Here is a 12,314-nt window from a genome sequence, read left to right as displayed (position 1 = left end):
AAACGTTGGGTTGATTGAATACAAAAGTTGCAAGCCGTCCCATCATCGTCTCGAGCCTGCTGAAGGAACTTCGGCAAGACGCCGTTGCTCTGAAAACACATACCGGCATCGCAGGTGCGATCTTTGCTTTATGCTGGCTTAGCGCAGATTCGGGGCCACCGCCTCATTGACTCGATGGAGGTATTTCCATGGATGTGATCAGCAATTTTGCAGCCCGCTACGACCGCACGCGAGAAGAGGTAATTTCGCTGCAGGAGTATCTGGACCTTTGCAAGCGAGACCCGCTTGCGTTCGCCAGCGCAGCCGAGCGCATGTTGAAAGCGATCGGCGATCCGCAACTCGTCGACACCCGCAACGACACACGCCTGTCGCGCATCTTCGCCAACAAGGTGATCAAGCTCTACCCGGCGTTCAAGGAGTTCTACGGCATGGAGGACGCCATCGAACAGGTGGTGTCGTACTTCCGTCATGCCGCGCAGGGGCTGGAAGAAAAGAAGCAGATTCTCTATCTGCTCGGCCCGGTCGGCGGCGGCAAGAGTTCCATCGCAGAGCGGCTGAAACAGCTCATGGAGCATGTGCCCTTCTATTCGATCAAGGGCTCGCCAGTGAATGAATCGCCGCTGGGTCTTTTCGATCCGGCAGAGGATGGCGAGATCCTCGAAAAGGAATACGGCATTCCACGCCGTTACCTGCAGCGCATCCTTTCTCCCTGGGCTGTAAAACGCCTGGAGGAATACGGCGGCGACATCCGCAAGTTCCAGGTCGTCAAGCGCTACCCGTCGGTACTGCGGCAGATCGGCGTCGCGAAGACGGAGCCCGGCGACGAGAACAACCAGGACATCTCCTCGCTGGTCGGCAAGATCGACATCCGCAAGCTCGAAACCTATGCGCAGGACGATCCGGATGCGTACTCGTATTCGGGCGGCTTGTGCCTGGCAAACCAGGGCTTGCTGGAGTTCGTGGAGATGTTCAAGGCGCCGATCAAGGTGCTGCATCCACTGCTGACCGCGACGCAGGAAGGCAACTTCAAGGGCACTGAAGGATTTGGCGCGATTCCCTTCGACGGCATCGTGCTGGCGCACAGCAACGAAAGCGAGTGGAAGGCATTCCGCAACAACAAGAACAACGAGGCTTTCCTCGACCGCATCTACATCGTGAAGGTGCCCTACAGCCTGCGCGTTTCGGAAGAGATCAAGATCTACGAGAAGCTGGTGCGGACTTCCTCGCTTTCGGCTGCGCCCTGCGCTCCCGGAACGCTGCGGATGATGGCGCAGTTCTCGGTACTCACGCGGCTGAAGGAGCCGGAGAATTCCAGCATCTTCAGCAAGTCGCAGGTCTACGACGGCGAGAGCCTGAAGGACACGGACCCGAAGGCCAAGTCGCTGCAGGAATACCGCGATTACGCCGGCGTCGATGAAGGCATGAGCGGTGTCTCGACGCGCTTCGCCTTCAAGATCATCTCGAAGGTATTCAACTTCGACAGCACCGAGATCGCGGCGAATCCTGTGCATCTGATGTACGTGCTCGAGCAGCAGATCGAACGCGAACAGTTCCCGGCCGAGACGGAGCAGAAGTACCTCGCGTACATCAAGGAGCAGCTGGCCGCGCGCTACGCCGAGTTCATCGGCAAGGAAATCCAGACGGCTTATCTGGAGAGCTACAGCGAATACGGCCAGAACATCTTCGATCGCTACGTGACCTACGCCGACTACTGGATCCAGGACCAGGAGTACCGCGACGTCGATACCGGAGAAGTCTTCGATCGCGTGTCCCTGAATGCGGAGCTGGAGAAGATCGAGAAGCCGGCCGGCATCTCGAACCCGAAGGATTTCCGCAACGAGATCGTGAATTTCGTGCTGCGTGCGCGGGCCGGTCATGCGGGCAGCAATCCGGCGTGGACGAGCTACGAGAAGCTTCGTACGGTGATCGAGAAGAAGATGTTCTCGAACACCGAGGAGCTATTGCCGGTGATCAGCTTCAATGCCAAGAGCAGCGCCGACGAACAGAAGAAGCACCAGGACTTCGTCGCACGCATGGTCGACAAGGGCTACACGCCGAAGCAGGTCCGCCTGCTGTGCGAATGGTATCTGCGGGTCCGGAAGAGTTCATAACGGCGACATAAAAGCGCACGCGCGCGGAGGTCCGATACCTTGGCAATGCTTCAACAGATCATCGATCGGCGGCTGTCGGGCAAGAACAAATCGATCGGCAATCGCGAGCGGTTCCTGCGACGGTACAGAGGGCAGATTCGCGAGGCGGTGCGCCATGCGATCAGCGGGCGCGGAATCCGGGACCTCGAGCGCGGCGAAGACATCACGCTACCCAAACGCGACGTGTCGGAGCCAGTCTTCGGTCACGGCCCGGGCGGCAATCGCGAACAGGTGCATCCCGGCAACCAGGAGTATCTGAAGGGCGACCGCATCGCGCGTCCGCCTGGCGGCAGCGGCGGCGGAAGCGGCAAGGGAGAAGCCGGCGACAGCGGCGAAGGCGAGGACGACTTCGTCTTCAAGCTGACGCGCGAGGAATTCATGCAGGTGTTCTTCGAGGATCTCGCCCTGCCCAATCTCATTCGCACGCAGTTGGCCGAAGTGCCGGAATGGAAGAGCCATCGCGCCGGCTTCAAGAGCGACGGCAATCCGAGCGCCCTGCATGTGGTGCGGTCGATGCGCGGTGCGCTGGCGCGACGCATTGCGCTGGGTGGCGACAGCCGCATCGAACTGCATAGGCTCCAGGCCGAACTGCTGCTGCTCAAGCTCGAACCGGGTGCCGACGAACCGCCGCTGCTCGACCGCATCGTCGCCCTGGAAGCGCAGATTGCCGAAGTCAGGCGCACCGCGAAGCACGTGCCCTACATCGATCCGATCGACCTGCGCTACCGCAACCGCGTGCGTGTGCCGGTGCCGAGCGCGAAGGCTGTGATGTTCTGCCTGATGGACGTTTCGGGCTCGATGGACGAGGCGCGCAAGGACATGTCGAAGCGCTTCTTCATGCTGCTCTACATGTTCCTCACGCGGCACTACGACAAGATCGACCTCGTATTTCTACGGCATCACACGCAGGCGCAGGAAGTGACCGAAGACGAGTTTTTTCATGCCACCGAAACCGGCGGCACGGTCGTGTCGAGCGCGCTGGTGCTGATGGACGAAATCATCCGCGCACGCTATCCCAGCGGCGAATGGAACATCTACGGCGCGCAGGCCAGCGACGGCGACAACTGGCATCAGGACAGCGGTCGCTGCAGGAAGCTGCTTGCCGATTCCATCCTGCCGATGGTTCGCTATTACGCCTATGTGCAGGTGGCCGACGCCGAGCAGAACCTGTGGCAGGAATACACCCAGTTGCAGGCGGCGAAGACCAACTTCGCGATGCGCAAGGTGGCGAGTGCGCAGGACATCTATCCCGTGTTTCGCGAGCTGTTCAAGAAAGAAGGAGCAAGCGCATGAGTGCAGTCATCACCCCGCCGCAGACGCGTCCGCAACAGTTGCCGAGCCCGTCGGACTGGACCTTCGACCTGATCGAAAGCTATCACCAGGAGATCAGGCGCACGGCCGAGTCGTTCAAGCTCGACACCTATCCGATCCAGCTGGAAATCATCACCGCAGAGCAGATGATGGACGCGTATGCCAGCGTCGGCATGCCGGTGATCTACCGGCACTGGTCGTACGGCAAGCAGTTCATCGCGACCGAGAAGAACTACCGACGCGGCGCGATGGGCCTGGCCTACGAGATCGTCATCAACTCCGACCCGTGCATCGCCTATCTCATGGAGGAGAACACGATGGCGATGCAGGCGCTGGTCATCGCGCATGCAGCCTACGGACACAACAGCTTCTTCAAGGGCAACTACCTGTTCCGCATGTGGACCGATGCATCGTCGATCATCGATTACCTGGTCTACGCGCGGAACTACATCACCGAATGCGAGGAGCGTCACGGCGTCGACGCTGTCGAGGAACTGCTCGATTCCTGCCACGCGCTGATGAACTACGGGGTCGACCGCTATCGCCGTCCGCAGAAGCGGTCGCTGGCGCAGGAAATCAGCCAGCGCGCCGAGCGCGAGCATCATCTTCAACAGCAGGTGAACGATCTCTGGCGCACGCTGCCGCGCCGGATCGAAGCGCTTGCGGGCGCCGATGCGACCAAGCGGTTCCCGGCCGAGCCGCAGGAAAACCTGCTGTATTTCATCGAGAAGAACGCCGCCCTGCTAGAGCCGTGGCAGCGAGAGGTCGTGCGCATCGTGCGCAAGGTCGCGCAGTACTTCTATCCGCAGCGCCAGACGCAGGTGATGAACGAAGGCTGGGCCACGTTCTGGCACTACACGCTGCTCAACACCATGTATGACAACGGCAAGCTGGGCGACGGCTTCATGATCGAGTGGCTGCGTTCGCACACCAGCGTGGTCTACCAGCCGCCGGTCGGTCATCGCGCGTACAGCGGCATCAATCCGTATGCGCTCGGCTTCGCGATGTTCACCGACCTGCGCCGCATCTGCGAGAAGCCGACCGAGGAAGACCGTAGATGGTTTCCCGACTACGCCGGTAGCAACTGGCTCAAGACGCTCGACCATGCGATGCGCAACTTCAAGGACGAAAGCTTCGTCGGCCAGTTCCTGAGCCCCAAAACGATGCGCGATTTCCGCCTCTTTGCGGTGCGCGATCACGCCACCGACTCTGCGCTCGAGATTTCGGCCATCCATGACGACAACGGCTACCAGGCATTGCGCGAATCGCTTTCGCGCCAGTACGACATCGGCAACCGCGAGCCGGACATCCAGATCTGGAATGTCGACATGCGCGGCGATCGTTCGCTGACTTTGCGGCATCTGCAGCGCAGCGGGCTGCCGTTGCGCGACGATTCGGCGGAAGTGCTCAAGCACGTCGCTCGCTTGTGGGGTTTCGAGGTGAAGCTGGAAAGCGTCAATGCGACAGGCGGCGTGACGCAGCGGATGTCAGCCGCCGGACCCAAGAACCATCACTAGAGACGAAGCGCGCGCCGGGCCTCGAACGCCTTTGCGCGCGTATCGCAGCCTTCGATGTGGTCGTTGACCAGGCCCATCGCCTGCATGAAGGCGTAGACCGTCGTCGGCCCGACGAAACTCCAGCCGCGCTTCTTCAGATCCTTCGACATGGCGACCGACTGCGGCGAGGTGGTGGCAGTCCTGAGAATGTCGAGCGTCATGTGTTCCGGGCGCGATCCGGGCGCAGGCTCGAAACCCCAGGCATAGGACGCCAGCGAGCCGAACTCCCTTCGCAGGTCGATCACCCGCTGCGCGTTGTTGATGACGGACACGATCTTTCCGCGGTGGCGCACGATGCCGGTGTCTGCCATTAGCCGCTCCACATCGGCCTCTCCAAAACGCACGATCTCTTTGGCTTCGAAGTTGGCAAAAGCGGCACGAAAGTTTTCGCGCTTGTTGAGGATGGTGATCCAGCTCAGCCCGGCCTGGAAGCCTTCGAGACAGAGTTTCTCGAAGAGACGCCGGTCGTCGGTGACGGGAAAGCCCCACTCGCTGTCGTGATAGTGGCGGTAGGCGGGAGTGGACGCGCACCACTTGCAGCGCACGGCGCCGTCTTCGTCGGCAAACAACCCATCGGCCGGCACAGGCTCGGCGGAGCTGCTGCGTACAAGTATTCCGGTCATGGCGTGCCTCTGAAAGAGGGGCATCTTATAGTGGGCACCTTCTGTCTTTTTCTTGCGCCCGCAACCTCCGAATCATGAAAACCAAAGCCGCCGTCGCCTGGCAATCCGGCCAGCCCCTCACCATCGAAACCGTCGACCTGGAAGGGCCGAAGTTCGGCGAGGTGCTGGTCGAGATAAAGGCCACCGGCATCTGCCACACCGATTACTACACGCTCTCCGGCGCCGATCCGGAAGGCATCTTTCCGGCGATCCTCGGCCACGAAGGCGCGGGCATCGTGGTCGATGTCGGCCCCGGCGTGACGACGCTGAAAAAGGGTGATCACGTAATTCCGCTCTACACGCCGGAATGCCGCCAGTGCAAGTTCTGCCTTTCGCGCAAGACCAACCTCTGCCAGCTGATCCGCGGCACGCAGGGCAAGGGCCTGATGCCCGACGCCACCAGCCGCTTCAGCCTCGACGGCAAGCCGATCTTCCACTACATGGGCACGTCGACCTTCAGCAACTACACGGTCGCGCCCGAAATCTCCCTGGCCAAGATCCGCGAGGACGCACCGTTCGACAAGGTCTGCTACATCGGCTGCGGCGTGACCACCGGCATCGGTGCGGTGATCTTCACGGCGAAGGTCGAGGCCGGCGCGAACGTCGTGGTGTTCGGTCTCGGCGGCATCGGCCTGAACGTGATCCAGGGCGCGAAGATGGTCGGTGCGGACAAGATCATCGGCGTCGACCTGAACCCCGAACGCGAAGCCATGGCCCGCAAGTTCGGCATGACGCACTTCCTGAATCCGAAGGACATCGAAGCAGCCGGCGGCAACATCGTCGATGCGATCGTGCAGCTGACCGACGGCGGCGCCGACTACAGCTTCGAGTGCATCGGCAATACCAAGGTGATGCGCCAGGCGCTGGAGTGCACGCACAAGGGCTGGGGCCGCAGCATCATCATCGGCGTGGCCGAAGCCGGTGCCGAGATCAGCACGCGGCCGTTCCAGCTGGTCACCGGCCGGCACTGGGAAGGCTCGGCCTTCGGCGGCGCGCGCGGTCGCACCGACGTGCCGAAGATCGTCGACTGGTACATGGAAGGCAAGATCAACATCGACGACCTCATCACTCACACCATGCCGCTCGAAGACATCAACAAGGGTTTCGACCTCATGAAGCGCGGCGAGTCGATCCGCGGCGTGGTGCTGTTCTGATGATGCCGGCTGTCGAAGCCGGCCTCGGCACGCTGCGGCGCGTGCGCGCCGGCGTGCTCGACGTGGCCTTTCACGAGAGCGGTCCTGTCGATGGCCCGGCCGTCGTGCTGCTGCATGGCTTTCCTTATGACGTGCATGCCTACGCCGAAGTCGCGCCGCTGCTCGCCGCGAAGGGTTGCCGCGTGGTCGTGCCCTACCTGCGCGGTTTCGGGCCGACGCAGTTCATCGACGACGCGACGCCGCGTTCTGGCGAACAGGCGGCGCTCGCCAGCGACGTGCTGGCGCTGCTCGATGCGCTGGCCATGCCGCACGCCGTGCTCGCTGGCTTCGATTGGGGCAGCACCGCCGCCTGCGCAGCCGCCGCGCTGTGGCCCGATCGGTGCACGGCACTGGTCTCCTTCAACAGCTACAAGCTCCAGAACATCGCAGGTTCGCATGAACCGGCCGCGCCCGAAAACGAGTTCCGCTACTGGTACCAGTGGTACTTCCACAGCGAACGCGGACGCGCCGGTCTGGAACGGAACCGCCACGAGCTTTGCGAACTGCTCTGGAAGCTCTGGTCGCCGACCTGGAAGTTCGACGCTGCAACCTACGAGCGCAGCGCCGCTGCTTTCGACAATCCCGACTTCGTCGACATCGTGGTGCACTCCTACCGCCATCGTTACGGACTCGTCGAAGGCGACCCGGCCCATGCCGACATCCAGGCCACGCTCGCGCAGATGCCGGACATCACCGTTCCGTCGCGGACCTTCGACGGTGCGGACGACGGCGTGATGTCGACTGCCGGCAGCGCCGACCACGCACATCACTTCACCGGCCCGCACACGCACCGCACGCTGTCCGGCGTGGGCCACAACATGCCGCAGGAAGCGCCGCAAGCTTTCGCCAATGCGGTGCTGGAATTGGCTTTCCCCGAATGACCGACGCTCTCAAGACTCTCTCCGAACACCGCTGCTTCGGCGGCACACAGCGCTTCGTCGAACATGCGTCGCGCGAAATCGGCCTGCCGATGCGCTTCTCGGTATTCCTGCCGCCGCAGGCGGCGCAGGAGTCGGTACCGGCCGTCATCTACCTGGCCGGGCTGACCTGCAACGAAGAAACCTTCATGACCAAGGCCGGTGCGCAGCGGCTCGCCGCCGAACTCGGCCTTGCGCTAATCGCGCCCGACACCAGTCCGCGCGGCGCCAAGGTCGCAGGCGAGTCCGAAAGCTGGGATTTCGGCGTCGGTGCCGGCTTCTATCTGGATGCGACACAGGCGCCCTGGGCACCGCACTGGCGCATGGAGAGCTACCTGATCGACGAACTGCTGCCGCTGCTCGGCGCGCAGTTTCCGATCGACCCGCAACGCATCGGCCTTTTCGGTCATTCGATGGGCGGCCACGGTGCGCTGACGCTTGCGCTGCGCCATCCCGGCCTGTTCAAGTCGCTCTCGGCCTTCGCGCCGATCTGCGCACCGACACAGTGCCCGTGGGGTGAAAAAGCCTTCGCCGGCTACCTCGGCGCCGACCGCGCCGGCTGGGCCGAACACGATGCGACCGTTCTGATGGAAAACCAGCCGCTCGCGCCCTACCCGGCCGGCGTCCTGATCGACCAGGGCCTGGCCGACAAATTTCTCGCCGAACAACTGCATCCGCACCTGTTCGAAACCGCCTGCGCCGCCATCGGCCAACCGCTGACTATGCGGCGACACGAGGATTACGACCACGGCTACTACTTCATCCAGAGTTTCATGGCCGACCATCTCGCACACCACGCAAAGCAGCTGGGCGCTGCCGCATGACCGCGCCGCCGCAGCGCCCCGAGCTGCCCTCCCGCGAAGACATCGCGCTGCTGCCCGAATTCGACGGGCTCGATCTGCGCGACATCGATGTGGTTTCGACTGCACTGCAGGCGGAACATGCGCTGGCGGCACTCGGTGCGTTGCGCGTCGTCGGTTTCGACACCGAATCGAAACCAACATTCCTGAAGAACGAAGTCTCGAGCGGGCCGCACGTCGTGCAGTTCGCCTCACACGACCGGGCCTGGGTGTTCCAGCTGCATGACCCTGTCTGCCGCGCCGCCGTAGCCCACTTGCTGGCTTCGGGCGCGTTGACCAAGGTCGGCTTCGGGCTCGATGGCGACCGCACGCAGATCCGGCATACGCTGGGCATCGAACCGCAGGCCATCGTCGACCTCGACACGGTATTCAAACGTCGCGGCCATCGCAATTCGGTCGGCGTGAAGACGGCCATCGCGCTGGTGTTCGGCAAACGGTTCGTCAAATCGCGCAAGCAGACGACATCGAACTGGGCCACGCGCGACCTTTCCGAAGGGCAGGTTCGCTATGCCGCCAATGACGCCTACGCGGCCTTGCGCGTCATGGAAGGCTTGGGCCTGGATGCGACTTCGCTTGCGCCTATGCCGCCGATGCCGCTGTCGGCTTGAAGTCCGTCGGCTTGCTTTCTAACCGCAGGCATGACCTGCTCAAGCTTCCTTGCTTAAAAACTGCGCCGCATCCGGCGCGCTTAACGCCGCGACGAGCAACGAAAGATTGCGGTTGAGTGTCATGGGAGTGACGTTCTTGCCGTGGTTCGAGAGCTCGCCCTTGCTAATCCATGCATAGTCTTTCAACGTTTCGTCGAAAAAAACCATGTGTCCTTTGGCGGTTCCAAACATCGACGCACGCTGCCCATCTACTCCGTCGAAAACGAAATTGCAGGCACCTCGAAGTCCGGTCGCGTCTTTCAACGCACGCAAAAGAGGTCCGGTGCTCATCGCAAGTTGTTCGTTTCTCTTCTCCAACAGCGCATGCGCCGGATTCTTGACGTCGTACATCTTCCATCCCGAAGCGCTATCGGCGACTGGATCAGGACGGAAAAATGAAAGGTTCTTGCGAAGTGGGGCCAGCGGCACAGTCAAGGCTGCGTCACGCTGTGAAGAGATGAGCGCTGTGCGCGCTGTAGACGTGATCATGATGCTTGCTTTGCAGGTTGGAAATTGGAAGTTCTCAAGCTGATCGACATCCGACTGGCACAGTTCTCACGCTGCCCAAACCAACGTTGCTTCTCAAGACGTTGACGATTCAGATCGGCTTGAAGTCCGCGAGCCACTCACCGACCTCGGTCACCAGTTCGGGTAACGGCGTCGTGGCCTGCACTTCGAGTACGCGGCGTTCGCCCACCGGCGACTCGAGCGTCGCGAACTGGTTTGCGACCAGGCTCGGAGGAAACATGTGCTCCGAGGCCCGCGCGGCGACCCGTCGTTCGGCCTCTTCGCGCTCCAGCGACATGAACACGAATTGAAGTTTCGGTGCGCACGCACGAAGCCGTTCCCTGTAATCGCGCTTCAGGGCTGAGCAGGTCAGAACGGCGCCGTGCTGCGCTTCTGCAAGCGTATGGCCAAGCGTATCGAGCCAGCCGATGCGATCCGCATCGGTCAGCGGTATGCCGGCGCTCATCTTTTCGACGTTGGCTTCCGGATGGAAGTCGTCGCCTTCGATGAGCGGCAGACCGAGCGACGACGCCAGCGCGGCGCCGAGGCTCGACTTGCCGCAGCCGGAAACGCCCATCACCACCAGCCAGAAATGCGCGCGCGTGTCGGCTTCGGGGATCAGGATTTGCTGTTGCATGCGCTGGATTTTCTTATGAATCCTGAAGCGCGCGAGCTCTTAACCGTTACTGCGCAACAGCTTTTCTGCTCCAGGCGCTCTCAGCGCAGCGACTGCATGCGATAGAGCGGTGTTCAATGCCACCGGGCTCACTTTTCCGGTGAAGCTGGTGAATTCTCCGTTCTTGATCGTCACGGTATTTTTGCCCGCGGCGTCGAATCTCAATGTGTGATGTGCAGACGTGCCCATCAGCAGCACGGCGTCGTGGCTTCCCGTCTTGATATGAAGACTGCAGTTGCCATGTTTCGAAGAAAGGTCCTTGAGTGCACGCAGGCTGGGTCCGGTCTCTCTCGCCAACTGCTCGTTCTTCAATTTCATCTGAACATGCGTCGGATTGTTCAGGTTGTAGATCTTGGAAACCGAAGCGCCATCGACAGCCGGTTTGGGACGAGAAAACGAAGGCTTTTCCTGCAGCTCGGCGTGAGGCGCTTTCCTGCTTGCGTCTGGCGTCGATGAAACAGCGGTGCTGGCTGGTTTGGAAATGATCATGATGAAGGCCCTGGTAGTTAGATGATGAGCCTTCGACGTTAGTCAGCATCGCAACCGGCGCTGTTCGGAAAGTGCCTAAATCCGGCCGCGCAGTCATTCAGAAGAGATTTCCCTGCCCTGCGCCGCCCGGTGGCCGGAATGCTTCCAGGTCGAGCTTTAAGCGCTGCCGGTTGAAACCGATGCGGTTCGTCGCCTTCTCGAAGCGCTGACGGATCAGATCGGCCCACAGTCCGCTGCCCTTCATGCGCGTAGCGAAATCGGCGTCGTAATCCTTGCCGCCGCGCATCTCCTGGATGCGTGCCATGACCCGTGCGGCGCGCTGCGGGTAGTGCACATCGAGCCACTCCCTGAACAGCGGCGCCACCTCCCACGGAAGACGTATCACCGTGTAGAAAGCGCTGCGCGCACCGGCCTCCCACGCGGCCTCGAGCACCTGCTCCATGTCGTCGGTGATGAACGGAATCTGCGGCGCAACGCAAACGCCGACCGGCACGCCCGCTTCGGCCAGCGCGCGAATGGTGCGCAGCCGGCGATGCGGCGCAGCGGCGCGCGGCTCCAGCTTGCGGGAGAGATCGCCATCGAGCGTCGTGACGGTGATGTACACGGCGGCAAGCCGGTCTGCGGCCATCGGTGCGATCAGGTCGAGATCGCGTTCGACGGCGCTGGATTTGGTGACGATGCCAAAAGGATGGCGGGTTTCGCTCAGCAGTTCGACCACCGAGCGCGTCAGGCGCAGGTCGCGCTCGATCGGCTGATAGCAATCCGTGGCGGTGCCGAGCGCGATCTGGCTTGGGCGGTACGCCTTGCGGCCGAGCTCGGCGCGCAGCACTTCGACGATGTTGCGCTTGGCTATCAGCTTGGTTTCGAAGTCGAGCCCCGGCGACATGCCGAGATAGCTGTGCGTCGGCCGCGCGAAGCAGTAGATGCAACCGTGTTCGCAGCCGCGGTACGGGTTGAGCGAGCAGTCGAAAGGTATGTCGGGCGAATCGTTGCGGGTGAGCACCGATTTCACATCCTCGAAGCGCACTTCGGTCTTCGGCGCCGTTGAGTCGATCATGTCCTCTTCCTGCTGTCCTGGAGAGTTCCAGCCGTCGTCGAACGCGTCGCGCACGTCGACTTCGAAACGGTGGGCGATGCGCGTGGCCGCACCGCGACCCTTGACGGCTTGGAGAGGCACGATGAAATTCGTCATGATCACTGTATTTTTATACAGTATCCAGGATCTCGCAACCGTTACTTCACTGCACCTCGCAAGCGATTTGCAAGCGATTCGCAATCCAAGCGTCTGTCCGACAGGGCAAAAAGCTTTGAGGGGTGTTACCTATTGCGCAGATAGGCTTAAATGT

General features: G+C 61.8%; 12 protein-coding genes. 7 read left to right on the top strand and 5 right to left on the bottom strand.

Going from position 1 to position 12,314, the window contains the following annotated elements:
• Nucleotides 1–188: 188 nt before the first annotated feature.
• Genes ACSFA3_RS13835 through ACSFA3_RS13825 form a run of 3 tightly spaced genes read left to right on the top strand, consistent with a single transcriptional unit; the run spans nt 189 to nt 4,978 of the window.
• Entirely contained in the window at nt 189–2,111 is a 1,923-nt protein-coding gene (locus ACSFA3_RS13835) for a PrkA family serine protein kinase (protein ID WP_435506015.1), read from the top strand.
• 45 nt (nt 2,112–2,156) lie between these two features.
• Nucleotides 2,157–3,443 carry a YeaH/YhbH family protein gene (locus ACSFA3_RS13830; protein WP_435506014.1) on the top strand — a complete coding sequence of 429 codons (1,287 nt, stop codon included), beginning with the start codon at nt 2,157–2,159 and terminating at the stop codon, nt 3,441–3,443.
• Nucleotides 3,440–4,978, top strand: coding sequence for a SpoVR family protein (locus tag ACSFA3_RS13825; RefSeq protein ID WP_435506013.1), 1,539 nt, complete (start codon nt 3,440–3,442; stop codon nt 4,976–4,978). Before ACSFA3_RS13830 ends, ACSFA3_RS13825 begins: the two co-directional genes overlap by 4 nt.
• Here ACSFA3_RS13825 and ACSFA3_RS13820 read toward each other — a convergent pair.
• Nucleotides 4,975–5,640, bottom strand: a complete 666-nt coding sequence (locus ACSFA3_RS13820; RefSeq protein ID WP_435506012.1) for a DNA-3-methyladenine glycosylase I — start codon at nt 5,638–5,640, stop codon at nt 4,975–4,977. The two genes, ACSFA3_RS13825 and ACSFA3_RS13820, sit on opposite strands and share 4 nt — an antisense overlap.
• Nucleotides 5,641–5,714: 74 nt before the next feature.
• Here ACSFA3_RS13820 and ACSFA3_RS13815 point away from each other — a divergent pair, with 74 nt between their 5' ends.
• Genes ACSFA3_RS13815 through ACSFA3_RS13800 form a run of 4 tightly spaced genes read left to right on the top strand, consistent with a single transcriptional unit; the run spans nt 5,715 to nt 9,257 of the window.
• On the top strand, nt 5,715–6,833 hold the full coding sequence (locus ACSFA3_RS13815) for an S-(hydroxymethyl)glutathione dehydrogenase/class III alcohol dehydrogenase (protein ID WP_435506011.1): 1,119 nt from the start codon (nt 5,715–5,717) through the stop codon (nt 6,831–6,833).
• Complete coding sequence (locus ACSFA3_RS13810; protein ID WP_435506010.1) at nt 6,833–7,753, top strand: alpha/beta fold hydrolase; 921 nt, start codon at nt 6,833–6,835, stop codon at nt 7,751–7,753. Before ACSFA3_RS13815 ends, ACSFA3_RS13810 begins: the two co-directional genes overlap by 1 nt.
• Nucleotides 7,750–8,613 (top strand): S-formylglutathione hydrolase, encoded by an 864-nt coding sequence (gene fghA / locus ACSFA3_RS13805; protein ID WP_435506009.1) that lies wholly within the window; start codon nt 7,750–7,752, stop codon nt 8,611–8,613. Before ACSFA3_RS13810 ends, fghA begins: the two co-directional genes overlap by 4 nt.
• Complete coding sequence (locus ACSFA3_RS13800; protein WP_435506008.1) at nt 8,610–9,257, top strand: 3'-5' exonuclease; 648 nt, start codon at nt 8,610–8,612, stop codon at nt 9,255–9,257. The genes fghA and ACSFA3_RS13800 overlap by 4 nt, the downstream gene beginning before the upstream one ends.
• A 39-nt stretch (nt 9,258–9,296) precedes the next feature.
• On the opposite strand, the gene ACSFA3_RS13795 is transcribed toward ACSFA3_RS13800, so the two are convergent.
• The 4 genes from ACSFA3_RS13795 to ACSFA3_RS13780 form a co-directional block, all read right to left on the bottom strand.
• Nucleotides 9,297–9,785: a hypothetical protein gene (locus ACSFA3_RS13795; protein WP_435506007.1), complete on the bottom strand. Its 489-nt coding sequence runs from the start codon at nt 9,783–9,785 to the stop codon at nt 9,297–9,299.
• A gap of 109 nt (nt 9,786–9,894) precedes the next feature.
• Nucleotides 9,895–10,440, bottom strand: a complete 546-nt coding sequence (locus ACSFA3_RS13790; protein ID WP_435506006.1) for a gluconokinase — start codon at nt 10,438–10,440, stop codon at nt 9,895–9,897.
• A gap of 39 nt (nt 10,441–10,479) precedes the next feature.
• On the bottom strand, nt 10,480–10,968 hold the full coding sequence (locus ACSFA3_RS13785; RefSeq protein ID WP_435506005.1) for a hypothetical protein: 489 nt from the start codon (nt 10,966–10,968) through the stop codon (nt 10,480–10,482).
• A 97-nt stretch (nt 10,969–11,065) separates the two neighbouring features.
• The gene (locus tag ACSFA3_RS13780) at nt 11,066–12,160 is read right to left on the bottom strand and encodes a PA0069 family radical SAM protein (protein WP_435506004.1); all 1,095 of its coding nucleotides are present in this window, start codon (nt 12,158–12,160) and stop codon (nt 11,066–11,068) included.
• Between the last annotated feature and the right edge of the window lie 154 nt (nt 12,161–12,314).

Source organism: Variovorax glucosi, assembly GCF_051216695.1.
Taxonomy (GTDB): Bacteria; Pseudomonadota; Gammaproteobacteria; order Burkholderiales; family Burkholderiaceae_C; genus Variovorax.
This window is presented reverse-complemented; position numbering and strand designations above follow the sequence as displayed.

What these genes read in the sequence shown, in the direction of transcription:
- ACSFA3_RS13800 (WP_435506008.1), top strand. Translation starts at nt 8,610, where the DNA reads ATGACCGCGCCGCCGCAGCGCCCCGAGCTGCCCTCCCGCGAAGACATC.
- ACSFA3_RS13785 (WP_435506005.1), bottom strand. Translation starts at nt 10,968, where the DNA reads ATGATCATTTCCAAACCAGCCAGCACCGCTGTTTCATCGACGCCAGAC.
- ACSFA3_RS13830 (WP_435506014.1), top strand. Translation starts at nt 2,157, where the DNA reads ATGCTTCAACAGATCATCGATCGGCGGCTGTCGGGCAAGAACAAATCG.
- ACSFA3_RS13810 (WP_435506010.1), top strand. Translation starts at nt 6,833, where the DNA reads ATGATGCCGGCTGTCGAAGCCGGCCTCGGCACGCTGCGGCGCGTGCGC.
- ACSFA3_RS13780 (WP_435506004.1), bottom strand. Translation starts at nt 12,160, where the DNA reads ATGACGAATTTCATCGTGCCTCTCCAAGCCGTCAAGGGTCGCGGTGCG.
- ACSFA3_RS13815 (WP_435506011.1), top strand. Translation starts at nt 5,715, where the DNA reads ATGAAAACCAAAGCCGCCGTCGCCTGGCAATCCGGCCAGCCCCTCACC.
- ACSFA3_RS13790 (WP_435506006.1), bottom strand. Translation starts at nt 10,440, where the DNA reads ATGCAACAGCAAATCCTGATCCCCGAAGCCGACACGCGCGCGCATTTC.
- fghA (WP_435506009.1), top strand. Translation starts at nt 7,750, where the DNA reads ATGACCGACGCTCTCAAGACTCTCTCCGAACACCGCTGCTTCGGCGGC.
- ACSFA3_RS13835 (WP_435506015.1), top strand. Translation starts at nt 189, where the DNA reads ATGGATGTGATCAGCAATTTTGCAGCCCGCTACGACCGCACGCGAGAA.
- ACSFA3_RS13820 (WP_435506012.1), bottom strand. Translation starts at nt 5,640, where the DNA reads ATGACCGGAATACTTGTACGCAGCAGCTCCGCCGAGCCTGTGCCGGCC.
- ACSFA3_RS13825 (WP_435506013.1), top strand. Translation starts at nt 3,440, where the DNA reads ATGAGTGCAGTCATCACCCCGCCGCAGACGCGTCCGCAACAGTTGCCG.
- ACSFA3_RS13795 (WP_435506007.1), bottom strand. Translation starts at nt 9,785, where the DNA reads ATGATCACGTCTACAGCGCGCACAGCGCTCATCTCTTCACAGCGTGAC.